This window comes from Streptomyces sp. NPDC005402, assembly GCF_040606575.1.
Taxonomy (GTDB): Bacteria; Actinomycetota; Actinomycetes; order Streptomycetales; family Streptomycetaceae; genus Streptomyces.
This window is the reverse complement of sequence record NZ_JBEXFB010000011.1, coordinates 268,512-291,489: the sequence shown is the minus strand read 5'-3', so window position 1 is coordinate 291,489 and position 22,978 is coordinate 268,512. Positions and strand designations below refer to the sequence as shown.

The following is a 22,978-nucleotide window of genomic DNA, read 5'->3' as shown; positions in this document are numbered from 1 at the left end:
CTCACGCCTTGCGGAGCCGGACGGTGAAGGTCGTCGATCCCGGCCCGCTCTCCACCGCCACGCCTCCCCCGTGCGCCTCCACCACCGCCGCCACGATCGACAGGCCGAGACCGGCGCCGCCGGTCTCGGCCTTGGTGCTGCGGTCGGCGCGGGTGAACCGTTCGAAGACGCCGGGCCGGATCTCCTCGGGGATGCCGGGCCCGTCGTCGTGGACCTTCAGCAGCACTGCGGTGGCTGCGGTCTCCAGGGTCACCGTCACCTTGGTACCGGCCGGGGTGTGCAGGCGGGCGTTGGACAGCAGGTTGGCCAGGACCTGTTGGAGGCGGTGTTCGTCGCCCGTCACCGTGACCGGGTCCTCAGGGAGGTCCAGTTCCCAGCGGTGGCCGGAAGCCGTGGCCCGCGCGTCCGTGAGGGCGTCGAGGACCAGGCGGGTGAGGTCGACGCGGGCGGCCTCCAGGGGGCGGCCCGCGTCCAGACGGGCCAGCAGGAGCAGGTCGTCGACCATGGCTCCCATGCGCGTCGACTCGGCGGCGATGCGTTCCAGGGCCCGGGTGATCTCCAGCGGCAGCGGCCCGGGGTGCAGCAGGGCGAGTTCGGCGTGGCCGCGTACCGAGGCGACCGGGGTGCGCAGTTCGTGGCTGGCGTCGGCGGCGAAGCTGCGCAGCCGCTCCTCGCTGGCATGGCGTTTGGTGAGGGCGTCCTCGACGTGGCCGAGCATGCGGTTGAAGGCGCCGGCGACCCGGCCCACCTCACTGCGCGGGTCGGACTCCGGGGCACGCGGCGGGAGGGCCACCTCCCCGCTGGCCAGCGGGAGTTCGCTGACCCGGGTGGCGGTGGCGGCGACCCGGCTGAGCGGGCGCAGGGACCAGCGCACCCACAGGGCGCCCGCGACACCGGCTGCCGTGAGGGCGGCGGCGAGCACGATTCCGGCGACCAGTTCGAGGCGGTGGACGGCGGCTTCGACGGGTTCCAGGGGCAGGCCGGTGATCAGGACGTCTCCGTCCACCCCCCGGGAGGCGAGCATCCGGTAGCCGTCCAGGGCGGAGAGGTCGACGCTGTGGCCCCGGCCGTCGACGGGGACCGCGGCGAGCCGCCCGCGGTCGGCGGCGCTGAGGTCGACGTTCAGGGTGCCGTCGGAGCGGACCACCGCCGCGTTGGTGACGGTGCCGCCCACCAGCCGGGCGCCGAACGTACCCGCGGCCTGCCGGCGGGTGTCGGCGTGCTCGTCGCCGATGGGGGTCCCCCCGGTCGAGTCCTTTCGAGACTGGGGGAGGTCGTCCTTCTGCGGCTGCCCCTGGTGTTCCAGGCTGATCGCGAACCTGTTCCCTGCCTCGGTCAGCTGCTCGTCGAGCCGGTTGGTGAGGAAGCCGTTCAGCTCGACCACCGCAGCCAGCCCGACGGCGGCGCAGCTCACCGCGAGGAGCACCACGAGGCCGAGGGTGAGCCGGGCCCGCAGGGTGTGCGGCCGCAGGTCCCTCACGGCGCCACCGGCTTGATCACGTATCCCGCCCCGCGCACGGTGTGGATCATCGGCTCGCGGCCGGCGTCCACCTTCTTGCGCAGGTAGGAGATGTACAGCTCGACGACATGGGCGCGGCCGCCGAAGTCGTAGGACCACACCCGGTCGAGGATCTGCGCCTTGCTGAGCACGCGGCGCGGGTTGCGCATGAGGAAGCGCAGCAGCTCGAACTCGGTCGGGGACAGTTCGATCAGCTCGCCGCCGCGGGTGACCTCGCGGGCCTCCTCGTCCATGACCAGGTCGCCGACGGTCAGCCGGGGGCCCTCGTCGAGCTGGCGGGCCATGCCCGCGCGGCGCAGCAGTCCGCGCAGCCGGGCGACGACCTCCTCCAGGCTGAACGGCTTGGTCACGTAGTCGTCGCCGCCGGCCGTGATGCCCTTGATGCGGTCCTCGACGGTGTCCCGGGCGGTCAGGAAGAGCACGCACACGTCGGACTTCACGGTGTGCAGGTCGCGCAGCACGGCGAAGCCGTCGGTGTCGGGGAGCATCACGTCCAGGACGACGGCGTCGGGTAGCAGCTCCCGGGCCGCTGTCACCGCCGAGGCGCCGTCGCCGGCCGTGCGGATCCGCCAGCCCTCGTAGCGCAGGGCGCCGGAGAGGACCTCGGCGAGATCCGGGTCGTCGTCGACGACGAGGACGCGCAGCGGGGTGCCGTCGGGGCGGGTGAGGGCGGGGCGGCCGGAGCGGGCGGTGTTCATGTCCTCTCCAGGATCACCCCTGGCCGGGGCGGCGGCGGCCACTGGAAGCTCTGAGTTTCCTCTGAGTGCGCTCTGCGGGGTGCCCTTTCAGAGGGTCCTGAGAGGTTCCGCTCGCACAGTGGTGTCCCGGACAGGCGAAAGGACGCATCCATGACCACCGTGTACGAGCGGCGGGCCGCACCGGCCGTGGCGCCGCCCGCGCGACGCTCCCCCGCGGGTGCCGTGCTGGCCCTGCTCTGGGCCGGAGCGGCGGCCGTGATCGCCCTGTGGTGGGCGGACACCGGTTCCGTGGTCGGTACGGCTGGGTGGCTGACCGGGGCCGGGCGGATCGCGGGGCTGCTGTGCGGGTACTCCTGCGCGGTGCTGGTGGGTCTGATGGCGCGGGTTCCGCTGCTGGAGCGGCGGGTCGGGTCGGACCGGGTGGCCCGCTGGCACGCGATGGCCGGCCGCTACACCGTGTGCCTGCTGCTCGCGCACATCGGGCTGATCCTCACCGGGTACACCGCCCAGGACGGCGCCTCGCTGTGGCACGAGGCCGTCACCGTGGTCCTGGACTATCCGGAGATGCTCAAGGCGACCGCGGGCACGGTGATCCTCCTCGCGGTCGGCGTCACCTCCGCGCGCGCGGTACGCCGCCGCACCGGCCACGAGTTCTGGTACTACGTCCATCTCCTCACCTACGCGGCCGTGTTCCTCGCCTTCGGCCACCAGCTCGCTCTCGGCAACGACCTGAGCGGGAACGCCGTGGCCACGGCCGCCTGGTACGCGCTGTACCTGGGCGTGGCGGCCCTCGTGCTGTGGTTCCGGATCCTCGCGCCGGTGCGGCTGAACCTGCGGCACCGGCTGCGGGTGGAGTCGGTGCACCAGGAGGCGCGGGGCGTGTGGTCCGTCGTCGTGCACGGACGGGATCTGGATCAACTGGGCGCGCGGGCGGGGCAGTTCTTCCGCTGGCGGTTCCTGGCCCCCGGCCTGCGGTGGACGTCGACGCCGTACTCCCTGTCGGCGCCGCCCCGCCCCGACCGCATGCGGATCACCGTCAAGGCACTCGGCGACCACAGCACGGCCGTGGCGTTGCTGCGGCCCGGCACGCGCGTGTGGGCGGAGGGGCCGTACGGTTCGCTGACCGGTGACCGGCAGACCTCGTTCAAGTCACTGCTGATCGGGGGCGGGGTCGGCATCACCCCGCTGCGGGCGCTGTTCGAGACCCTGCCGGGCGAGGTCAGCCTCCTGTACCGGGCACGCACGGTCGAAGACCTCGCGCTGGGCGGGGAGTTGGAGGCCGTGGCGCGGTGGCGCGGGGCGAAGGTGCACTACCTGCTCAACGGGCCCCAGGGACAACGGCCGCGCATCACCGCGGAGTCGCTGCGAGCGGCCTTCCCCGACCTGGCCGGCCACGACGTCTACCTCTGCGGCCCGCACGGCTTCGCCCGGGAGCTGTACGAGGAGCTGCGCGCCGCGGGAGTGCCCGATGGCCGTATCCACCACGAATCCTTCGAGCTGTGAGGCCTCACACGTGCACGCGTTGAAGAAGAACCGCCCACTGCGCCGGATCGTGCTGGCGAGCGCCGCCACCGTCTCCGGCATGGTGATGCTGCTGTCGCTGAAGCCGCACGCGTCGCCGCAGGCCGCCCTGGTCCTGCCCGCGCCCTCCGGCAGTTCGAGCGCGTCCAGCGGCACCGGGTCCGCCACCACCGGGACGAGGACCGTCACCGGCGACTCGATCCAGACCCGCTGGGGGCCGGTCCAGGTCCGCATCACCCTCAAGGACGGCAAACTCACCGAGGTCACGGCGGTCACCTACCCGACGGACAACCCGCGGGACCAGGAGATCAACAGCTACGCCCTGCCCCGGCTGCGGAGCGAGGCCCTCCAGGCCCAGAGCGCGGACATCGACACGGTCTCGGGGGCGACGTACACGAGTGAGGGTTACCGCCAGTCACTCCAGTCCGCACTGGACTCCGCCGGCAGCTGAACACACCGGCGTCACGGCACGTATCCAAGGACCAAGGGACCACGCCCACCCCCCTTGCCCCCGTCCCCGGAGGAAACGTGACCACCACGCTCGCAAGCGGCCGCGCCGCCCGCCGCCAGACGATGCGCCGCATCCGCCCGCGCCGTTCCCCGGCGACCGTCCTGCTGATCGCCGTATGGGCGGGCGCGGCGGGCGTGTTGTGGCTGTGGTGGCACAACACGCCGTCCGTGGCCGACGACAACAGCAAGATCCTCAACGCGGGCCGGATCACCGGTCTGCTGGCGGGCTACCTGATGGCGCTCGTGGTGCTCCAGATGGCCCGGGTGCCCGCGCTGGAACGCCGGGTGGGCTCCGACCGGGTCGCCCGCTGGCACGCGATGACCGGCCGCTACACCCTCTGCCTGGTCGTCGCCCACGTCTTCCTGATCATGTGGGGCTACGCCCTCCAGGCCGGCAAGGGGCTCGGCGACATCGTCCAGCAGACGATGGACTCCATCAACCAGCTGCCGGACATGGGCAAGGCGGCCATCGGCACGGGTCTGCTGTTCGTCATCGGGCTGATGTCCATCGGCGGGGTGCGCCGCAGGATTCCGTACGACACCTGGTACCACGTGCACCTGCTGACGTACGCGGCGGTCTTCCTGACCTTCTGGCACCAGCTCACCACCGGCAACGACTTCGCGATCGAGCCGGTCGCCAAGACCGTCTGGTACGGGCTGTACGGCTCGGTCACCGCGCTGGTGCTCTGGTACCGGATCCTCACCCCGATCCGGCTGAACCTGCGCCACCGCATGTACGTCGAGGCCGTCGTCGAGGAGACGCCGGGCGTGGTGTCGGTACTGATCGGCGGGCGCAAGCTGCACCGGATGGGCGCCGAGGCGGGCCAGTTCTTCCGCTGGCGGTTCCTGGCGCCGGGCATGCGGTTCTCCTCCCACCCGTACTCGCTGTCCGCGGCGCCCCGACCGGGCATGTTGCGGATCACGGTCAAGGCGATCGGCGACCACAGCGAGCGGTTGCGGGAGCTGGAGCCCGGCACCAAGGTGTGGGCCGAGGGGCCGTACGGCGCCCTGACCGCCCAGCGCCGCAGCCGCGGCAAGGTGCTGCTGGTGGCCGGCGGTGTCGGGATCACGCCGATGCGGGCCCTGTTCGAGACGCTGCCGGGCGCGGCGGGTGACATCACCCTGCTGTACCGGGCCAACACCACCCAGGACCTGGCCCTGTGGGACGAGCTCTCCGCCATCGCGGACGAGCGCGGCGCCCGCCTGATGTACGCCGTCAACAGTCCGGACGGGGAGCGCCCGGACATCTCCGCGGAGTCCCTCCAGCGCAAGCTCCCCGACATCGACCAGCACGACGTGTTCATGTGCGGGCCGAACGGTTTCGCGCAGTCCGTGTACGAAGCACTGCGCGGCGCGGGTGTGCCCGCCCGCCGCATCCATCACGAGTCGTTCGAGATGTGACGACGGGAATTCAGGAGCTGTTGAAGCGATGAGGAAGTCTCACCCCGTCCGTCGAGTCGTGCTCGCGACCGCCGCCACCGTCTCCGGTGTCGTGCTGATGCTGTCGCTGAAGCCGTCCTCGGACCCGGCGTCCGCCCAGGCGGGCGGAACGATCCCGCAGCAGACGGCGGCGGCACAGGAGTCGGCCCAGGGCGGCACCGGGGCGGCCGCCGGCGGCACGTTCACCGGCGACGCGGTCCAGACCCAGTACGGTCCCGTCCAGGTCCGTATCACCGTCAGCGGCAGCAAGATCACCAAGTCCGAGGCGGTCCAGGCGCCCAAGGGTGGCACCAGCGACCAGAAGACGGCGCTGTCCGTCCCGAAGCTCAACCAGGACGTGGTCGCCAAACAGAGCCCGCAGGTCGACACGGTCTCCGGGGCGACCTACACGAGCGAGGGCTACAAGAAGTCGCTCCAGTCGGCGATCGACAAGGCGAACAAGGCCCCCGCGGCCCCGGCCCAGCCGTCGGCTCAGCCGTCGCAGTCGGCGGGCGGCAGTGCCGAGGCTGCCGCCAAGACGGTGACCGGTGCCGTGTCGCAGACCCAGTACGGCCCGGTCCAGGTCCGGATCACGGTCAGCGGCGGCAAGATCACCAAGGCTGAGGCCGTGCAGGCGCCGAAGGGCGGGACGAGCGACCAGAAGACGGCGCTGTCCGTCCCGAAGCTCAACCAGGAGGCCGTGGCCGCCGGCAGCGCGGACATCGACTCGGTCTCCGGCGCCACCTACACCAGCGAGGGCTACAAGAAGTCGCTCCAGTCGGCGCTGGACCAGGCCGGTGGCTGACACGGTGGCCGAGCCGGCGCAAGCTCCCGCCGCGGTGCGTCACGCGGAGGAGGTCATGGGGACGGTCTTCTCCTTCGACGTCCGCGGCGGGGAACCCGTTGCCGTGCAGACGGCTCTGCGAGAGGCGGTGGCCGGTCTGCACCGCGTGAACGAGGTGTTCAGCACCTACCGCGACGACAGCCAGGTCTCCCGCCTGGCCCGCGGTGAGCTGACCGTCGGCGACTGCGATCCCGAGGTCGCCGAGGTACTCGAACTCGGCGCCGAGGCCGAGCGGTTGAGCGACGGCTGGTTCAGCATGCGCTACGAGGGCCGCCTCGACCCCACCGGCATCGTCAAGGGCTGGGCGGTGGAGCGCGCGGCCCGTCGTATGGCTGAGTCGGGCGCGACGGGAGTAAGCGTCAACGGCGGCGGAGACGTACAGCTGTTGGGCGTACCGGGCCCCGAACGCCCGTGGCGCGTAGGCGTCTCGGACCCCCTGCGCCCGGGCGGTCTGGCGGCGGTGGTCTCGGCGGCGGGCGCGGCGGAGTTGGCGGTGGCGACTTCCGGTACGGCTGAGCGAGGCGCCCACATCGTCGACCCCCGCACGGGCCGCTCCGCGGTGACGGACCTGGTCGCGGTGACGGTGGTGGCACCCACCATCACCTGGGCGGACTGCTGGGCGACGGCGGCGTTCGCGATGGGGTCACGAGAGGGCCTGGCGTGGCTGGAGGCGTTGCCGGACGTGGAGGCACTGCTGATCACGGCGGGCGACGAGGTGCGATGCACGGGGGGCCTGGCAGCCAGGCTCGGGTGAGTCTTTCAGGGGCGCGGGGCTGTATCGATATGCGGCTCCGCCGCGTGGGCGCGACAAGCCCCCACCGCCCCGCACCCGACCGACAACCTCTAGTGCCCGTTCTGAGCCAACCGCAACAAATGCTCAGCCAACGCCTGACCCCCCGTAGGGTTCCGGCTGATCAGCATCAACGTGTCGTCACCGGCGATGGTCCCCAGGATGTCCTGCAGCTCGGCCTGATCAATCGCCGAGGCGAGGAACTGCGCCGCCCCCGGAGGCGTCCGCAGGACCACGAGATTCGCCGAAGCCTCCGCGGAGATCAGCAGCTCCTGGGAGAGCCGCCGCATCCGCTCCTCCTTGGCCGACTCCCCCAGCGGCGCCCGGGGGGTCCGGAAACCCCCCTCGCTCGGCACCGCGTAGATCAGGTCGCCCTCGTTGTTGCGGATCTTCACCGCGTTGAGCTCGTCGAGGTCCCGGGAGAGCGTCGCCTGGGTGACGCTCAGCCCGTCGTCGGACAGCAGCTTGGCCAACTGGCTCTGCGACCGCACCGGTTGCCGGTTGAGGATGTCCACGATCCGGCGGTGGCGCGCGGTACGCGTCTGCGGCACGGCAGGCCCCGCGACCCCGTTGTGCTCGTGATCCTGCGCATGGCTCATCGTCGTCTCATTCCCCGGATCATCCGTCTCCCTCGGCGGCACCCAGGATGCCGGGGAGAGCCTGAAGAAGCGCGTCCACTTCGTCGTCGCCGAGGTTCAGCGGCGGCATCAGCCGTACGACATCGGGGGCGGGCGCGTTCACCAGGAAACCGGCGTCCTGAGCAGCCTGCTGCACCTTCGGCGCGAGCGGCTCGGTGAGCACGATACCCAGCAGCAGGCCCGCACCCCGGACATGGGAGATCAGCGGGTGCTTCAGCGACTCGATGCCGTCCCGCACCTTCTCGCTCTGCCGCTTGACGTTCTCCAGCAGCCCGTCGTTCTCGATGGTGTCGAGCACGGCGAGCCCCGCCGCGCACGCGACCGGGTTCCCGCCGAAGGTCGTCCCGTGCTGCCCCGGCTGGAGCAGCTCCGCGGCCCGCCCGAAGGCGACGGTGGCACCGAGCGGCAGTCCGCCGCCGAGCTGCTTGGCGAGGGTGACCACGTCCGGCAGCACACCCTCGTGGGCCTGGTACTCGAACCAGTGCCCGGTACGGCCGATGCCGGTCTGCACCTCGTCGAGGACGAGCAGCGCGCCCTTGGCCGCCGTGATCGCCCGGGCGGCCTTGAGGTAGCCGACGGGCGGGACCACGACACCGTTCTCGCCCTGGATGGGCTCGATGACGACCAGCGCGGTCTCCTCGGTGACCGCGGCGGCCAGTGCCTGCGCGTCGCCGTACGGCACATGCGTCACGTCGGCGGGCAGCGGCAGGAAGGGGGTCCGCTTGGCGGGCTGGCCGGTGAGCGCGAGGGCGCCCATGGTCCGGCCGTGGAAGCCGCCCTCGGTGGCGACCATATGGGTGCGCCCGGTCAGCCGGCCGATCTTGAAGGCCGCCTCGATCGACTCTGCGCCGGAGTTGCAGAAGAAGACCTTGCCGTCCCGGCCGAACAGCTGGAGCAGCCGCTCGGCGAGGGCGACGGTCGGCTCGGCCATGAAGAAGTTGGAGATGTGGCCGAGGGACGCGATCTGCCGGCTCACGGCCTCGACGATCGCCGGGTGGGCGTGGCCGAGCGCGTTGGTGGCGATGCCACCGACGAAGTCGAGGTACTGGTTGCCCTCGCTGTCCCAGACCTTGAGGCCCTCGCCGCGCACGAGAGGGAGCCGCGGGGTGCCGTAGTTGTTCATGAGCGAGCCCTGCCAGCGCTGGGTGAGCTCCTGATTGTCGGTCATACGGCATCCCCCTCTTGCGCGTCCGGCACGACCATCGTGCCGATCCCTTCGTCGGTGAAGATCTCCAGCAGGATCGAGTGCTGGACCCGCCCGTCGATGACCCGGGCCGTGGTCACGCCGTTGCGCACGGCGTGCAGACAGCCCTCCATCTTCGGGACCATGCCGGAGCTCAACTCCGGCAGCAGCTTCTCCAGTTGGGAAGCGGTGAGGCGGCTGATCACCTCGTCACTGTGCGGCCAGTCCTCGTAGAGGCCCTCGACGTCCGTGAGGACCATGAGGGTTTCGGCGTCAAGAGCAGCAGCGAGTGCCGCAGCCGCCGTATCAGCATTGACGTTGTAGACATGTCCGTCGTCCTGGCTCCGGGCGATCGAGGAGACGACCGGGATCCGGCCGTCGGCGAGCAGTGCCTCGATCGCGCCCGTGTCGATCGCGGTGATCTCGCCCACCCGCCCGATGTCGACCAACTCGCCGTCGATCTCGGGCTGGTGCTTGGTGGCGGTGATGGTGTGCGCGTCCTCGCCGGTCAACCCGATGGCGAGCGGCCCGTGTTGGTTGAGCAGTCCGACCAGCTCGCGCTGCACCTGCCCGGCCAGCACCATCCGTACGACGTCCATGGCGTCCTCGGTGGTGACGCGCAGGCCGGCCTTGAACTCGCTGACGATGCCGTGTTTGTCGAGGGCGGCGCTGATCTGCGGGCCGCCGCCGTGCACGACGACCGGCTTGAGACCGGCGTGGTGCAGGAAGACGACGTCCTGGGCGAAGGCCTTCTTGAGGTCCTCGTCGATCATGGCGTTTCCGCCGAACTTGATGACGACGGTCTTGCCGTTGTGGCGGACCAGCCAGGGCAGCGCCTCGATGAGGATCTGGGCCTTGGGGAGCGCGGTGTGCTTACGCGTGGTGCTCATGACGAGTAGGCGCTGTTCTCGTGGACGTAGTCGGCGGTGAGGTCGTTGGTCCAGATGGTGGCGGTCTCGGAGCCGGCCGCGAGGTCGGCGACGATGTGCACCTCGCGGTAGCGCATGTCGACCTTGTCGCGGTCCTCGCCCACGCCGCCGTTCTTGCAGACCCAGACGCCGTTGATGGCGACGTTCAACTGGTCGGGCTCGAAAGCGGCTTGCGTCGTGCCGATCGCGGAGAGCACGCGGCCCCAGTTGGGGTCCTCGCCGTGGATCGCGCACTTGAGGAGGTTGTTGCGGGCGATGGAGCGGCCCACCTCGACGGCGTCGTCCTCGCTCGCGGCGCCCACCACCTCGACCTTGATGTCCTTGCTGGCGCCCTCGGCGTCCCGGATGAGCTGCTGGCCGAGGTCGTCGCAGACCTGCCGTACGGCCTCCGCGAACTCCTCGTAGGCGGGGGTGACTTCGGAGGCGCCGGAGGCGAGCAGGAGCACGGTGTCGTTGGTGGACATGCAGCCGTCGGAGTCCACGCGGTCGAAGGTGGTCCGGGTGGCGGCCCGCAGGGCCCTGTCCAGGACCTCGCTCTCCAGATCCGCGTCGGTGGTGAGGACGACCAGCATGGTGGCGAGACCGGGGGCGAGCATGCCCGCGCCCTTGGCCATGCCGCCCACGGTCCAGCCGTCCTTGGTGACGACGGACGTCTTGTGGACGGTGTCGGTGGTCTTGATGGCGATGGCGGCCTTCTCGCCCCCGTGCTCGGAGAGTTGGGCGGCCGCGGTCTCGACTCCGGGCAGGAGCTTGTCCATCGGGAGCAGCAGGCCGATGAGTCCGGTGGAGGCGACGGCGACCTCACCCGCGCCGATCTCCAGGACCTCGGCCACCTTCTCGGCGGTCGCGTGCGCGTCCTGGAAGCCCTTCGGTCCCGTACAGGCGTTGGCGCCACCGGAGTTCAGCACGACGGCGGTCAGTTCACCGCTCTTCAGGACCTGCTCGGACCACAGGACGGGCGCGGCCTTCACGCGGTTGGAGGTGAAGACACCGGCGGCGGCGCGGCGGGGCCCAGTGTTGACCACGAGGGCCAGGTCCGGGTTGCCGTTCTCCTTGATTCCGGCGGCGATGCCCGCCGCCTGGAATCCCTTGGCTGCCGTGACGCTCACGGTGCGACTCCGATCGTGGAAAGACCCAGCTCCTCGGGGAGACCGAGGGCGATGTTCATGCTCTGGACGGCACCACCGGCGGTGCCCTTGGCCAGGTTGTCGATGACGCTGATCGCGATGATGCGGCCCGCGGCCTCGTCGAGGGCGACCTGCACCTGAACGCCGTTCGAACCGTAGACGGACGCCGTGGCGGGCCACTGGCCCTCGGGCAGCAGGTGGACGAAGGGTTCGTCGGCGAGGGCCTTCTCGTAGGCGGCGCGCACGGACTCGGCGGTGACGCCGGGCTTCGCCTTGGCGCTGCACGTGGCGAGGATGCCGCGGGGCATCGGCGCGAGGGTCGGCGTGAAGGAGACACTCACCTTCGAACCGGCCACCCCGCTGAGGTTCTGGACGATCTCCGGCGTGTGCCGGTGCCCGCCGCCGACGCCGTACGGCGACATGGAGCCCATGACCTCGCTGCCCAGCAGGTTCGGCTTGGGCGCCTTGCCCGCGCCGGAGGTGCCGGAGGCGGCGACGATCACGGCCTCGTCCTCGGCGAGGCCCGCGGTGTAGGCCGGGAAGAGGGCGAGCGTGACGGCGGTCGGGTAGCAGCCGGGCACCGCGATGCGCTTGGTTCCCTCCAGCGCGGCGCGGGCACCGGGCAGCTCGGGAAGGCCGTAGGGCCAGGTGCCGGCGTGCGCGGAGCCGTAGAACTTCTCCCAGTCGGCCGCGTCCTTCAGCCGGAAGTCGGCGCCCATGTCGACGACGAGGACGTCGGGACCGAGCTGCTCGGCGACGGCGGCGGACTGTCCGTGCGGCAGGGCGAGGAAGACGACGTCATGTCCGGCGAGGACGTCGGCCGTGGTTTCCTGCAGGACCCGGTCGGCCAGCGGCAGCAGGTGGGGCTGGAGTGCGCCGAGCTTCTGCCCGGCGTTGGAGTTGCCGGTCAGCGCGCCGACCTCGACCTCGGGGTGCGCCAGGAGCAGTCGCAGGACCTCACCGCCCGCGTATCCGCTCGCTCCGGCCACTGCCGCCCGTACCGCCATGTCATCCTCCTCCTGGATGGCATGACTATACGTTTCGCTGCACGTTTATGCAAGAACGCTCCGTTGCGCCGCGACCTCACTCACCCCGGGTAGCGGTGTGCCGCCGCGCGCAGGAAGAGGTACACGCTGACGAGCGTGAGCACCATGCTCGGCGGCAGGAGTATCGAGTCCCAGAGCAGCCGATGGGTCGAGGGGATGCCGGAGAGCGCCCCGATACCCATCCCGGCGCTCAGGAGCAGAACGGGCAGCGCCGTTCTCGGCGGACGGCCCTTCCAAGGGCCGACTCGCGCGAGGGAGAGCCCGCTGAGGACGATACCGACCGCGGCGACAGCGAACAGGGAGACGTGACTGGCGTCGAGTCCATGACCACTCATGTCCAAGAGATACAGGCGACGATTCCACGCTTCCACAGCCGTTTCACCAAATGACCGCCAAGCTCACCGATGCAAGCGCCGCGTCACCGTGGGTGTCCCGTGTCCCTTCGTCGGCGCACCGCGCTGAAGGCGCCGAGGGCGACGAGGGCGACGAGAGAGACGAGCGCGCCGCCGCCGACCGCCGTCCCCAGGCGCAGGCCGGGCGGACGGAAGACGCAGGTGACACCCGTCGAGCTGCCGTCGAGCGGTACGGCGATCAGTCCGTGGTACTCCCTCGCGGGTACGGCGGCCGCGGCGCCGGAGGCGCAGCGCCAGCCGGCGATCCGGGGTGCGGCCACGACGGCGACGCCCTGGCTGCCGGCCGGGAGCTCGGCCCGGATCGTGCCGCCGGAGCCGGAGACGGTGACCTTGGTGGCGCCGGTGGCCTCGAGCTGTCGTACGGCGGCCCGCAGGCGTCCGGTGTCCAGGCAGCCGACCGCCTGGTCCGGCACGACGCCCAGCCGGTTCGCGGACAGCTCGATCGTCAGGCGCCCGGAGTCCGGGACCGTGCCGAGCCGCTCCATGGCGGCGATCTTGGTGAGGGGGCGGAAGTCGGCCCGGAACCGTCCCGTCAGGCCGTGGGCGGAGGGACCATCGAGCCGTGCGGTGCCCGCGAAATACGGCGCCCAGAGGTAGACCTCGCCGCCCGCCCGGCACTGTGCGGTGATCGTCGCCTTTCCTCCCACCCGCACGCCTTGCCGCTGGTCGGTGCTGCGGTCCGCGCGCTTCCCGGCGCTGTTGAGGACCGTGATGCGGGGCAGGGTGTAGACGCGTGCTCCCAGCAGCAGCTCCTGGTTGCGGTACGGCGACGGCCCGAAGGAACCGGTCGCGGCGGACGGCCGGACCGTCACCAGGGGCGGGACGTCCTCGCGGGTCACGGTGACCCCGCTGCCGTCCTGCGGGAACCAGTTCTGGTGCGGGTCCGGCGGGGAGTGCACCCGGGCGCCCACGGAGAAGATGGCGTCCGTGACCGCGTTGTCCAGACTCTGCAGGCTGCGGCCGCCCGAGGTCCAGCCACCGCCCAGGGCGGTGAGCGTGCTGCTGAGCACGGCCGAGGTGTGGCTGCTGTAGTACTGGCCGCCCTGCCCGCCGACCTCCAGCGGGTCGTTGCCGACGGTCGGTTCCCGGCCCGGGTCGGTGCGGTAGCGGGGCCAGCCGTCGGCCTGGGCGATCGCGTCCGCCTGGTCCTGCTGCCGGTCGCCCCAGGGGGCGTAGTCGTCCATGTGCCCGAACCGCATCCGGGTGGCCACGGCGTCGGTGGCGGTGGCCTCGCCCAGCTGCGCCCCGACGAGCAGTACGGCGGCGAGCGCGGCCGGGGCCATGCGCAGTACGGGGCGCTCACGGCCGAGCAGGACCAGCCCGAGCAGTGCGCCCAGGGCCGCCGTCAGGAACACCGGCCACGCGAAGGAGCGGACCAGCTGACTGCCGCTCGCGACGACCGCGATCAGCGCGAGCAGCCCGCCCCCGGCGCCCAGCGCACGCCGGTCGAGGGGGCCGTACGACAGCGTGTGCCAGGCCGCGACGACCAGCAGGGCGCACACCACGAAGGTCTGGCGGTAGGAACTGCCCTGCGGCTCGGCGAAGGCGTGCCACATCAGATGGGTCGGGCCCCACTGCATCGACAGGGTCACGACGAGCACGAGCAGCGTCCACCCGGCACGCACCCGGCGGGGAGCCCCCCGGTGGAAGGGCAGGGCGAGGGCGAGCAGCAGTGCCGTGGTGCCGACGAACAGCGCCGGCGAGCCGAAGCTGTACGTCGTCGGCAGCAGCCGGGCCAGCAGGTCCTCCGTGCCGACCGGCGCGAACCGCGTGAACCGGCCCTCGGAGGCGTGCGCGCTGCCGAAGTACACGACCGTCACCAGGGGCGCGGCGAGGCCCATGCCGAGCGCGAAGGTCACCACGGCCCGGCCCGCCGCCGTGAGCCTGCGGCGGCGCGGCAGGTCGGCCAGCCACAGCCGCAGCAGGAACACGAGAGCGGCGGCGAGGGTGGCCATGTAGGCGGTGTAGAAGTTGGCGATCCAGGCGGCCGTCACCACCAGCACCCCGAGGAGCGGGCGCCGGCCGCTCAGGATCCACTCGCCGACCAGGCACAGCAGGGGCAGGGCTATCAGTCCGTCGAGCCACATGAGGTTGTACGAGGCGGTCGCCACGGTCCAGCCGCACAGGGCGTACGACGCGCCCAGCAGGCCCGCCGCCCACCAGCGCCCCGGGCGCAGGCTCAGCAGCAGCCAGGCCATGGCGGCACCGGCGCACGCGATCTTCAGCACGGTGATCACGTACACCGCGAGATCGATCTCGTCGCGCGGGAAGACCGCCACGAGCAGCGCGAACGGGCTGGTGAGATAGGTGCCGAGGTCGGGCAGGAAGCTGGTGCCGAATCCCGACTGCCAGTTGACGAGGAGGCCGCCGGTGCCCTGTCCGTGCAGCAGGTCCCACAGGTGTGCGTGGAACGGGACGTACTGGTTCCCCAGGTCGTTGACGTTCCGGGTGCGCGGCCCGAAGGGGTAGCTGCGGGCGACGGCGTCGGCCGCGCAGAGCACGACCACGGTGATCGCCGCCGCCAGCAGCGCGGCCTGCCCCGGCCCGGCCGACGGGCCCGGTGCGGGCAGCGGCGGCCGCTCCCCGATGAGGTCGTCCGCGGTCTTCGGTTCGGGCGGGACGGTCGGTCGCACGCCCTGTCCACTGGTCAATTCAGGCCCCCGGTCCGGGGCCTTCACCCCAGCGCGTTGTTTCTGCGCCGAATTAGACGGGGGGCGAATCCGGTTGGTTGTGCGATTGCCGATGGCGGCGGAGTGAACACCGCACCACCCGAAAGCCAACGGAAAGTGCGGCCCGGCCGGTTGCGGCGGATCCCCCCGGGGCCATGGCGAGCGGGGGCTGCTGCCCGTCGGACAGCAGCCCACCGACCCGTGGCTACCTCTGCCTGATCCTCAGGAAGGTGACCGAGTTCGCCGGGAAGGTGTACGAGAACTTCCCGGCGACCCCGTCGAAGGTGGACGCCACCGGGGCGACCGCGGTCGACGTCTCGCTGTTCACGGCGTCGGGCGCGGCCGCCAGGGTGGTCACCCGGGCCTTGGACGCGACCTTGGCGCCGCCCAGGTCGACAGCCGTACGGGCCGCCGAGTTCTGGGCGTTGACGACCTTGACGATCAGGTCACCGGTCTTCTGGTCCTTGGTGACCACCTGACGGAACGGCTCGGCCGGCTTGTCGTCGGTGAAGCTGCCCCACTCCTGCCCGTCGAGGTAGAGGGTCACCTGGCGGCCGCGCACCTTGACGTCGATGTCGTAGGTACGGCCGGTCTCGACCGACCCGGCCTTGGAGACCAGCGTCGACTTGCCGCCGTCCACGGCCTGTTCGACGGCGGACTGGGTGTTGTTCCAGCCGCCGATGTTCCACCAGTAGTAGTTGCCGGTGTCCTTGACGCCGAAGGCGACGAGGAAGCCCTCCTTGCCCGCCTTCTTGGTGGCCTTCACCTTCAGGTCGTAGTCGTGCCAGGACGGGTCGCCGGCCGAGACCAGGGTGTTCTCGGCGTTCACGTCCGTCTGCACGTACTGCCCGTCCTGGACGCTCCAGCTGCCGCCGCCGCTGTGGGTCCACTGCGAGGCGTCGCCGCTGAAGTCGTCGGTGAGCAGGGTGGTCCCGTCGGCGCCGGTGACCTTCACATCGTCGTACGACGCCGTCGTCGCCCAGGTCGAGAGGCCCACAGCGCCGGTGATCGGGGCGAGCAGCGAGGGTGTGCCGGTGGCCGTGGAGGGCACCACGCGGTCGCCGACGTTGTTCATGAAGAGCTTCTGGACCTCGTAGTTGGCGGAGTTCCAGGAGGCGTGGTTGTTGAACCAGACCAGGTCCGGGCGCCACTGGACGTAGTCCTCGTTGGCGAACAGCGGGGCGTAGGAGGCGAGTTTGACGACGTCGGCGTTGCGCTCCAGGCCGGTCATGAACGCGGCCTCGGTGAGGCCGTTCTTGAAGGTGTTGCCCTGGGAGGCGTACTCGCCGAGGAAGACCTTCGGGCCGCCGCGGTCGTAGGAGTCGTAGCGGTCGTTGTTCTGGAGGAACCACTGCGGGCTGTTGTAGTAGTGCTCGTCGACCATGTCGACCTTGGCGTCCTTGTTGAGCTGCCAGGCCGTGTCGAAGGTCGTACCGGAGTCGTCCGGGCCGGAGTTGGAGATCACCTGGATGTCCGGGTACTTCGCCTCGATGGCCGCGCGGAACTCCTTGAACCGGGCGAAGAACTCGTTCGGCAGGTTCTCCTCGTTGCCGACCTCGATGTGGGTGAGGTGGAAGGGCTTCGGGTGGCCCATCCGGGCGCGCACCTTGCCCCATGTGGAGCTCGCCGGGCCGTTGGCGAACTCGATGAGGTCGAGGGTGTCCTGGATGTGCCGCTTGAGCAGTGCCTCGTCGACGACGGCCTTGTTCTGGCCGCAGCCGGTCACCAGGGCGGGGACGACGGGCAGCGGCATGGCGCCGATGTCCTCGGAGAGGCGGAAGTACTCGTAGTAGCCGAGGCCGTAACTCTGGTTGTAGCCCCAGAAGTTGGAGTTGGTCGCACGCTGCTCGACCGGGCCGACGGTGTCCTTCCACTGGTACGCGCGCTTGCGCTGCCAGCCGGAGCTCTCGCTGTAGTCCTCCATGGAGCCCGTGTTCACCAGGCAGCCGCCCGGGAAGCGTACGAAGCCCGGGTGCAGGGCGGCGATCTTCTCGGCGAGGTCCTTGCGCAGTCCGTTGGGTTCACCGCGGTAGGTGTCGCGCGGGAAGAGGGACACCATGTCGAGGGCGGCCGCGGCCGAGGAGGCCACGGTGAGGCGGCCGTTGCTGCTGGTCCGGGTGGCCGTGAAGGTGGCCTTGTACCGGGCCCAGCCGTTCTTCGTCACGGTCACCTTGCGGGCGGTGGCGAGCATGCCGTCGGTGTCCTGCAACGAGACCGTGAGAGCCGTACCGGCGTCCGCGCGGGCCCAGACCGAGAAGTCGTACTTCTTGCCCTCCTCGACATGGATGCCGGTGTTGTATCCGGCGTTCGTGACGGACGAACCGGCGCCCAGCAAGAGGTAGTTGCGGTTGCGGGCGTTGAGTCGTCCGTCGTCGTTCACGACCTGGGCGGTGCCGTCGACCGTCCATGAGGTCAGCGGGGTGTACGAGGAGTTGTCGGCGGTGGAGTACTCGAAGGACCGGTTCTGGACGAGCTCGGCGTACAGACCGCCGTCGGCGGCCCGGTTGATGTCCTCGAAGAAGACGCCGTACATCGTGTCGTCGATCTTCGCGCCCTTGGCGGCCGGGTCGACGGTGATCGCGTAGTCGGTGACGTCCTCGGCATGGGCGGGGGCGGGGACCAGACCGGCGGCCACCAGGAAGGCGGTGGCGCTGAGACCGAGTCTCCAGCGGGTGCGTGACATGGATACTCCGCGGCTCTCTGTCGAAGGTGACGTTCGAAATATCAAACGATGATCAGCACTTCGAACGGCAAGATAGGGAGGGTGATCCGGAGCGTCAACGGGTCGCGCGGTTTCGAAAGTGTCGGAAGGGAGGGGCCGATGGACGAGTTCTGGCCAGTGACGGACGTGCTGAGCCATCTGGCCGGGAGTTGGCGGACCGAGCGCACCGTGCGGGATCTGGCGAGCGGGGACGAGGGGCGGTTCTCCGGTACGACCGCTTTCAGCCGACTGGAGGGTGGCGGACTGCTGTCCCGGGAGTCGGGCATCTTCGTCTGGCACGGCGCCCCACGCCACGCGGAACGGACCCTGCGCTTCCTTCCGGGCGGCACACCGGGCACGGCGGACGTCCACTTCTCTGACGGGCGCCCCTTCCACGACCTGGACCTCACCTCCGGCCACCACGTCACCGACCACCCCTGCGCGGCGGACCTCTACCGCGGCGAGTTCACCGTCCTGGATGCGGACCACTGGCGCACGGTGTGGCGGGTCGGCGGCCCGGCGAAGCACCTGGTGCTGACGACCGGCTACACACGCGAGACGACCGGCTCCTGACCACGTAGGACCACCGGTACGAGACGGCCGGCGCCCCAGCGCCGAGCCCCGGCGGCCACTCGCACGAGACGTCCGGAATCGCACGGCGCGACGCCTCCGGCAGCATCAGTACGACAGCCGGCACCCCACCGGGCCAAGCCCCGACTGCCACGCCCCCCAAACCGGCCGACGGCTCGCCCGAGAAGCCGTCGGCTAGGCCCGTGCGGGCTGCGTCGGTACGCCCTCGAAACGCAGGCTCCACCGGCCCGCCCGGCCGGTCACCGTGGTCGCCGACAGGGGACGTACGTCGAGGTTCCAGTAGGTCGACGGCGGCGCCTTCAGCGTGTACACGAGCGCGGCCCGGACCACGGCGGGCTCCGCGACGGCGACGACCCGGCCGCCGTCCTCCACCGGCCGGGTGTCGAGCCACTCACCCACCCGCGAGATGAAGGTCAGCAGTGACTCGCCGCCGTGCGGGGTCGCCCGCGGGTCGGCGAGCCAGGCGTCCACGGACTCCGGCTCGCGGGCCATCGCCTCGCCGAGGGTCAGCCCGCGCCAGCGCCCCATGTCACAGTCGCGCAGAGCGAGTTGGACCAGCGGGGAGTAGCCGAGGGCGTCCCCGGTGGCGCGGCTGCGGGGCGTGGGCGAGCAGTACCTCAGCTCGGCCGCCGCGAGCGGCAGCAGATCGTGCGCCACGCCCAGCACCTCGTCCCAGCCGGCCTGGTCCAGCGGACGGTCGTCCTCGAACCGCTCGGCGAGCAGCGAGGAGCTGCGCGCGGCGGCGACGAACGTGACCCGAAGTTGCATGCGGCGATCGTGAGCCGCGAAAGTGCGCAGGTCAAGAGGTGTTACCGAGGGTGCCCCGAGGCTCACTGCCCGAAGACGAGCGCCATCCACTGATCCGGTTTGGCCAGCGGCGCGAACCCGAGCTTCTCGTACACCCCGTGGGCGTCGTGGGTGGCGAGCAGAATGCGTCTGAGGCCGTAGGGCCGCAGGTGTTCGCGCACGGCCCCGACCAACGCCGTGCCGATCCCCTCGCCCCGCGCCGACCGGTCCACGTACACATCACACAGCCAGGCGAAACTGGCCAGGTCGGTGACCACCCGGGCATAGGCGACCTGATCCCCTGATTCCACCGCGTACACGCCGAAGTTGAGCGATCCGGCGATGGCCCGGTCCTGCTTCTCCCGCGGCCGCCCGACGGCCCAGTACGCGTCGGTCGACAGCCAGTGGTGCACCCGCCCGGCGTCGATGCGGTCGGGGTCGGTGGAGATCTCGTAGCCCTCGGCGAGGGGTGGCGTGTCGGTCATGCCGCGAGATTCCCAGGCCGCGAACGGCGGCGTCGAGCGGTTTTCCCGAGGGGAGTTGTCAGTCCCGGGTGCGATGCTGCGTGCATGACGGGGATGACGACCGCCACGGACTACGCGTGGCTGAAGGAGCGGTACCAGTTGCTGATGGAGGCGTACTGCCTCACGCTGGTCCGGGACATCACACCCGAGGGCCTGCTCGGGGAGCTGGGTGCCGACGGACGCGGCCGGATCGTCGGGGTGGACGGACTGGGCGGACCGTCGTACGAGTTCTCCGGCCCCTCCCGGCTGTTCGTCGGGGCCACGGCCGTGGCGGACTGGACTCTGATGGTCGAGTTCAACGGGTATCTCGGCATCACCGACAAGGCGATGCTGCCCGTCTCGCGCGGCCGCAGGGTGGTCTCGCACTTCCTCAACGTCAACGCGGTGGACCGCTTCTGCTGGTACGAGGACGGCGATCTGCGCCTGCACTTCGAACCGCTCTTCGCCGACGCGCGCTACGGGAGCCGTCCCGACGAACTCCTCGCCGAGATGCGGGAGTCCGGGTTCGACCTCGCCGAGCGCGACGAGGACGGCGACCACGACGCCTACTACTCGATCCTGACCGGCGCCTCCTTCGCCCTCGCCCACCGCCTGACCGGCATACGTCTGACGCCTGAGCTCTTCGCCACCGCCGAGTTCCGGTGCGGGGTGGCGTCGGTGCCGCGCGGCTAGAGCACCTCCTCGCAGGCCGTACGCAGCCGTCGTACGCCCTCTTGGATCTCTTGCGGGCCCGCCACCGCCGCGAAGCTCAACCGCAGGTGTCCCGCCGGGGGTTCCGCACTGAAGTACGGGCGGCCAGGGGTGATCGCCACGCCCGCGCGCAGGGCCGCGGCGGTCAGGGCGGTCTCGTCCGTACCGTCGGGGAGGCGGGGCCAGAGGTGGTAGCCGCCCGACGGGATGTGCGCGAGGGCGAGTTCGGGGAGGTGGAGGCGGAGGGCGGCGGTCATGGTGTCCCGGCGGGTCTTCAGCTCCGTCGAGATCGTGCGCAGATGGCGGGGCCAGGCCGGCGAACCGACCAGTTCCAGGGCCGCCTCCTGGAGGGGGCGGGGGACGAAGAAGGTGTCGACGATCTGGATCGCGCGCAGGCGCTCCAGTACCGGGCCGCGGGCGGCGAGCGCGCTCACCCGGAAGCTGGGCGAGGTCGCCTTGGTCAGCGAGCTCACATGGACGACGACTCCGTCGGGGTCGTCGGCGGCCAGCGGACGCGGCAGCGGGCCGGCGTCCTCGTGCACGAGTCGTCGTACGAAGTCGTCCTCAACGACGAACGCACCGGCCTCGCGGACGATCCGCAGCACCTCGCCCCGGCGTTCGGGGGCCAGCACCGCGCCGGTCGGGTTCTGGAACAACGGCTGGCAGACGAAGACCCGCGCGCCGGTCGCCCGGAACGCGTCGGCGAGCAGAGCGGGCTTCACGCCCTCCGCGTCCACCGGGACGGGCACGGGGCGAAGGCCCGCGGAGCGTGCGATCGCCAGCATGCCGGGATAGGTGGGCGACTCGACGAGCACGGGTGCGCCGGGCGGGGCCAGCGCGCGCAGCGCGGTCGTCAGCGCCGACTGGCCGCCCGCGGTGATCAGCACCTCCGCGGCCGTGACCGGGCCGCCGATGCTCCGCGCGAACCACTCGCGCAGTTCCGGCAGCCCCTCCGTCGGCGGCCGCCCCCAGGCTCCGGGGCGGCGGCCCGCCCGGGCCAGGGCCGCGGACATCGCGCGCTCCGGCTGGAGCGAGGGGTGCAGATAGCCGCCGTTGAACTCGACCACCCCGGGCGGCGGGGCGGCCAGCGAGACCAGGACGCCGGACGCGTCCACCGAACGCGGTACGAGATCGGCGGCGCCGTCCGCGCTCAGTGCGACCTCCTGCCAGGAGGTGTCCCCGGCCGCGGCGGCGGTGGGGCGCGCCGGTGCGCGGTAGGCACCGGCGCCGGGGCGGGTGACCACCAGCCCCTCGGCGGCGAGCTGGGCGAGGGCACGGGAGACGGTCACCGGGCTGACCCGGAACCGCTCGACGAGAGCCCTGCTCGACGGGAGCTTTCCACCGACAGAGTAGCGGTCGAGCTCTCGCCGTAGCTGTTCCGCCAGGTCGGTGACGCTGCTACGCTCTTGCATGAGAGTACAGAGTAGCGCTACCGCACCGACTGGGATAGCGGTTCCCGCCCCGACGCAGACCTTCGGCACGGTCCAGGCCGCCCTCGGCGTCGCTGCCTTCTCCCTCACCTTCCCCGCCACCGCGTGGGGTCTTGAGGGCTTCGGGCCCTGGTCCCTCGTCGCCGTGCGCAGCGTCCTCGCGGCCCTCGTCGCGGGCGGGTGTCTCCTGGCGCTGCGTGTCCCGATGCCCAGCCGTCGTGACCGGCCGGGGCTCGCGGTCGTCGCCGGCGGGGTGGTGGTCGGCTTCCCGCTGCTCACCACGCTCGCCCTGCGGACGTCGACCACCGCGCACGCCGCGGTCGTGGTGGGTCTGCTCCCCCTGACGACCGCGCTGCTGTCCGCCCTGCGCATGGGCACCCGCCCCTCGCGCACCTTCTGGACCGCGGCCCTCGCCGGCGCCGCCGCGGTGGTCGCCTTCACCGTGCAGCAGAGCGGCGGCGCCCTGACCACCGCCGACCTGTATCTCTTCGCCGCGCTGCTGGTGTGCGCGGCCGGTTACACCGAGGGCGGCCGGCTGGCCCGGGTCATGCCCGGCTGGCAGGTCATCGCCTGGGCGCTGGTGCTGTGCCTGCCGGTGGGCGTGCCCGCGGCTGCTCTCGCGCTGTCGTACGAGCCCGTGCACCTCACCGCGCACAGCGTCGCCGGACTGCTCTGGGTGGCGGCGGGCTCGCAGTTCCTCGGGCTGGTCGTCTGGTACCGGGGCATGGCGGCGATCGGGATCCCCAAGGCCAGCCAGTTGCAGTTGGCCCAGCCCCTGCTCACACTGGTGTGGTCGGTGCTGCTGCTCGGCGAGCACCTGACGGTGGCCGCCCCGCTGACGGCCGCGGCGGTGCTCGTGTGCATCGCGGTCACCCAGCGGGCGCGGGGCTGAGCGGCGCGTACGCGTCGGCTCCCAGTGCGCCCCCGCGCCGTAAAATCAGGCCACGGAC

The 22,978-nt window shown here is 71.4% G+C and carries 21 protein-coding genes; 8 read left to right on the top strand and 13 right to left on the bottom strand.

Going from position 1 to position 22,978, the window contains the following annotated elements; translation table 11 throughout:
* Window position 1: 1 nt before the first annotated feature.
* Both ABZT02_RS23280 and ABZT02_RS23275 read right to left on the bottom strand, forming a co-directional pair.
* Window positions 2–1,480, bottom strand: coding sequence for a HAMP domain-containing sensor histidine kinase (locus tag ABZT02_RS23280; protein ID WP_356020076.1), 1,479 nt, complete (start codon window positions 1,478–1,480; stop codon window positions 2–4).
* Window positions 1,477–2,217 (bottom strand): response regulator transcription factor, encoded by a 741-nt coding sequence (locus ABZT02_RS23275; protein ID WP_356020074.1) that lies wholly within the window; start codon window positions 2,215–2,217, stop codon window positions 1,477–1,479. Before ABZT02_RS23275 ends, ABZT02_RS23280 begins: the two co-directional genes overlap by 4 nt.
* A 150-nt stretch (window positions 2,218–2,367) precedes the next feature.
* Between ABZT02_RS23275 and ABZT02_RS23270 the strand changes: the two genes are divergently transcribed.
* From ABZT02_RS23270 to ABZT02_RS23250, 5 genes are all read left to right on the top strand, one after another.
* Window positions 2,368–3,720, top strand: coding sequence for a ferredoxin reductase family protein (locus ABZT02_RS23270; protein WP_356020071.1), 1,353 nt, complete (start codon window positions 2,368–2,370; stop codon window positions 3,718–3,720).
* 10 nt (window positions 3,721–3,730) lie between these two features.
* Window positions 3,731–4,189, top strand: coding sequence for an FMN-binding protein (locus tag ABZT02_RS23265; protein ID WP_356020153.1), 459 nt, complete (start codon window positions 3,731–3,733; stop codon window positions 4,187–4,189).
* Window positions 4,190–4,266: 77 nt separating this feature from the next.
* Window positions 4,267–5,649, top strand: a complete 1,383-nt coding sequence (locus tag ABZT02_RS23260) for a ferredoxin reductase family protein (RefSeq protein WP_356020068.1) — start codon at window positions 4,267–4,269, stop codon at window positions 5,647–5,649.
* A 28-nt stretch (window positions 5,650–5,677) separates the two neighbouring features.
* Window positions 5,678–6,472, top strand: coding sequence for an FMN-binding protein (locus ABZT02_RS23255; protein WP_356020066.1), 795 nt, complete (start codon window positions 5,678–5,680; stop codon window positions 6,470–6,472).
* Between the two features lie 4 nt (window positions 6,473–6,476).
* Window positions 6,477–7,265, top strand: a complete 789-nt coding sequence (locus tag ABZT02_RS23250) for an FAD:protein FMN transferase (RefSeq protein ID WP_356020151.1) — start codon at window positions 6,477–6,479, stop codon at window positions 7,263–7,265.
* An 89-nt stretch (window positions 7,266–7,354) separates the two neighbouring features.
* On the opposite strand, the gene ABZT02_RS23245 is transcribed toward ABZT02_RS23250, so the two are convergent.
* The 8 genes from ABZT02_RS23245 to ABZT02_RS23210 form a co-directional block, all read right to left on the bottom strand.
* Entirely contained in the window at window positions 7,355–7,900 is a 546-nt protein-coding gene (locus ABZT02_RS23245) for an arginine repressor (protein ID WP_356020064.1), read from the bottom strand.
* Between the two features lie 19 nt (window positions 7,901–7,919).
* Complete coding sequence (locus tag ABZT02_RS23240; RefSeq protein ID WP_356020062.1) at window positions 7,920–9,107, bottom strand: acetylornithine transaminase; 1,188 nt, start codon at window positions 9,105–9,107, stop codon at window positions 7,920–7,922.
* Window positions 9,104–10,012 carry an acetylglutamate kinase gene (gene argB, locus ABZT02_RS23235; protein WP_356020059.1) on the bottom strand — a complete coding sequence of 303 codons (909 nt, stop codon included), beginning with the start codon at window positions 10,010–10,012 and terminating at the stop codon, window positions 9,104–9,106. Before argB ends, ABZT02_RS23240 begins: the two co-directional genes overlap by 4 nt.
* Window positions 10,009–11,160 carry a bifunctional glutamate N-acetyltransferase/amino-acid acetyltransferase ArgJ gene (argJ, locus tag ABZT02_RS23230; RefSeq protein ID WP_356020057.1) on the bottom strand — a complete coding sequence of 384 codons (1,152 nt, stop codon included), beginning with the start codon at window positions 11,158–11,160 and terminating at the stop codon, window positions 10,009–10,011. Before argJ ends, argB begins: the two co-directional genes overlap by 4 nt.
* Window positions 11,157–12,185, bottom strand: coding sequence for an N-acetyl-gamma-glutamyl-phosphate reductase (argC, locus tag ABZT02_RS23225; RefSeq protein ID WP_356020055.1), 1,029 nt, complete (start codon window positions 12,183–12,185; stop codon window positions 11,157–11,159). The genes argJ and argC overlap by 4 nt, the downstream gene beginning before the upstream one ends.
* An 80-nt stretch (window positions 12,186–12,265) precedes the next feature.
* Window positions 12,266–12,559, bottom strand: coding sequence for a hypothetical protein (locus ABZT02_RS23220; protein WP_356020052.1), 294 nt, complete (start codon window positions 12,557–12,559; stop codon window positions 12,266–12,268).
* Window positions 12,560–12,642: 83 nt separating this feature from the next.
* A complete protein-coding gene (locus tag ABZT02_RS23215) occupies window positions 12,643–15,270 on the bottom strand; it encodes a YfhO family protein (RefSeq protein WP_356020050.1) in 2,628 nt (875 codons plus the stop codon).
* A 241-nt stretch (window positions 15,271–15,511) separates the two neighbouring features.
* A complete protein-coding gene (locus ABZT02_RS23210; RefSeq protein ID WP_356020047.1) occupies window positions 15,512–17,989 on the bottom strand; it encodes an alpha-L-arabinofuranosidase C-terminal domain-containing protein in 2,478 nt (825 codons plus the stop codon).
* 138 nt (window positions 17,990–18,127) lie between these two features.
* On the opposite strand from ABZT02_RS23210, the gene ABZT02_RS23205 reads away from it, so the two are divergent.
* Window positions 18,128–18,580: a DUF6314 family protein gene (locus ABZT02_RS23205; protein WP_356020045.1), complete on the top strand. Its 453-nt coding sequence runs from the start codon at window positions 18,128–18,130 to the stop codon at window positions 18,578–18,580.
* Window positions 18,581–18,772: 192 nt separating this feature from the next.
* Here the strand turns inward: ABZT02_RS23205 and ABZT02_RS23200 are convergent, their stop codons facing one another.
* Window positions 18,773–19,366 carry a histidine phosphatase family protein gene (locus ABZT02_RS23200; protein WP_356020042.1) on the bottom strand — a complete coding sequence of 198 codons (594 nt, stop codon included), beginning with the start codon at window positions 19,364–19,366 and terminating at the stop codon, window positions 18,773–18,775.
* A 62-nt stretch (window positions 19,367–19,428) separates the two neighbouring features.
* Window positions 19,429–19,869 carry a GNAT family N-acetyltransferase gene (locus tag ABZT02_RS23195; protein WP_356020040.1) on the bottom strand — a complete coding sequence of 147 codons (441 nt, stop codon included), beginning with the start codon at window positions 19,867–19,869 and terminating at the stop codon, window positions 19,429–19,431.
* An 84-nt stretch (window positions 19,870–19,953) separates the two neighbouring features.
* On the opposite strand from ABZT02_RS23195, the gene ABZT02_RS23190 reads away from it, so the two are divergent.
* The gene (locus tag ABZT02_RS23190) at window positions 19,954–20,580 is read left to right on the top strand and encodes a DUF6461 domain-containing protein (RefSeq protein ID WP_356020038.1); all 627 of its coding nucleotides are present in this window, start codon (window positions 19,954–19,956) and stop codon (window positions 20,578–20,580) included.
* On the opposite strand, the gene ABZT02_RS23185 is transcribed toward ABZT02_RS23190, so the two are convergent.
* A complete protein-coding gene (locus tag ABZT02_RS23185) occupies window positions 20,577–22,010 on the bottom strand; it encodes a PLP-dependent aminotransferase family protein (RefSeq protein ID WP_356020035.1) in 1,434 nt (477 codons plus the stop codon). The two genes, ABZT02_RS23190 and ABZT02_RS23185, sit on opposite strands and share 4 nt — an antisense overlap.
* On the opposite strand from ABZT02_RS23185, the gene ABZT02_RS23180 reads away from it, so the two are divergent.
* The gene (locus ABZT02_RS23180) at window positions 22,009–22,920 is read left to right on the top strand and encodes a DMT family transporter (RefSeq protein ID WP_356020033.1); all 912 of its coding nucleotides are present in this window, start codon (window positions 22,009–22,011) and stop codon (window positions 22,918–22,920) included. The two genes, ABZT02_RS23185 and ABZT02_RS23180, sit on opposite strands and share 2 nt — an antisense overlap.
* Window positions 22,921–22,978 lie beyond the last annotated feature (58 nt).

What these genes read in the sequence shown, in the direction of transcription:
- ABZT02_RS23275 (WP_356020074.1), bottom strand. Translation starts at nt 2,217, where the DNA reads ATGAACACCGCCCGCTCCGGCCGCCCCGCCCTCACCCGCCCCGACGGC.
- ABZT02_RS23185 (WP_356020035.1), bottom strand. Translation starts at nt 22,010, where the DNA reads ATGCAAGAGCGTAGCAGCGTCACCGACCTGGCGGAACAGCTACGGCGA.
- ABZT02_RS23240 (WP_356020062.1), bottom strand. Translation starts at nt 9,107, where the DNA reads ATGACCGACAATCAGGAGCTCACCCAGCGCTGGCAGGGCTCGCTCATG.
- ABZT02_RS23200 (WP_356020042.1), bottom strand. Translation starts at nt 19,366, where the DNA reads ATGCAACTTCGGGTCACGTTCGTCGCCGCCGCGCGCAGCTCCTCGCTG.
- ABZT02_RS23270 (WP_356020071.1), top strand. Translation starts at nt 2,368, where the DNA reads ATGACCACCGTGTACGAGCGGCGGGCCGCACCGGCCGTGGCGCCGCCC.
- ABZT02_RS23210 (WP_356020047.1), bottom strand. Translation starts at nt 17,989, where the DNA reads ATGTCACGCACCCGCTGGAGACTCGGTCTCAGCGCCACCGCCTTCCTG.
- ABZT02_RS23205 (WP_356020045.1), top strand. Translation starts at nt 18,128, where the DNA reads ATGGACGAGTTCTGGCCAGTGACGGACGTGCTGAGCCATCTGGCCGGG.
- ABZT02_RS23245 (WP_356020064.1), bottom strand. Translation starts at nt 7,900, where the DNA reads ATGAGCCATGCGCAGGATCACGAGCACAACGGGGTCGCGGGGCCTGCC.
- ABZT02_RS23220 (WP_356020052.1), bottom strand. Translation starts at nt 12,559, where the DNA reads ATGAGTGGTCATGGACTCGACGCCAGTCACGTCTCCCTGTTCGCTGTC.
- ABZT02_RS23195 (WP_356020040.1), bottom strand. Translation starts at nt 19,869, where the DNA reads ATGACCGACACGCCACCCCTCGCCGAGGGCTACGAGATCTCCACCGAC.
- ABZT02_RS23255 (WP_356020066.1), top strand. Translation starts at nt 5,678, where the DNA reads ATGAGGAAGTCTCACCCCGTCCGTCGAGTCGTGCTCGCGACCGCCGCC.
- argC (WP_356020055.1), bottom strand. Translation starts at nt 12,185, where the DNA reads ATGGCGGTACGGGCGGCAGTGGCCGGAGCGAGCGGATACGCGGGCGGT.
- ABZT02_RS23180 (WP_356020033.1), top strand. Translation starts at nt 22,009, where the DNA reads ATGAGAGTACAGAGTAGCGCTACCGCACCGACTGGGATAGCGGTTCCC.
- ABZT02_RS23190 (WP_356020038.1), top strand. Translation starts at nt 19,954, where the DNA reads ATGACGGGGATGACGACCGCCACGGACTACGCGTGGCTGAAGGAGCGG.
- argB (WP_356020059.1), bottom strand. Translation starts at nt 10,012, where the DNA reads ATGAGCACCACGCGTAAGCACACCGCGCTCCCCAAGGCCCAGATCCTC.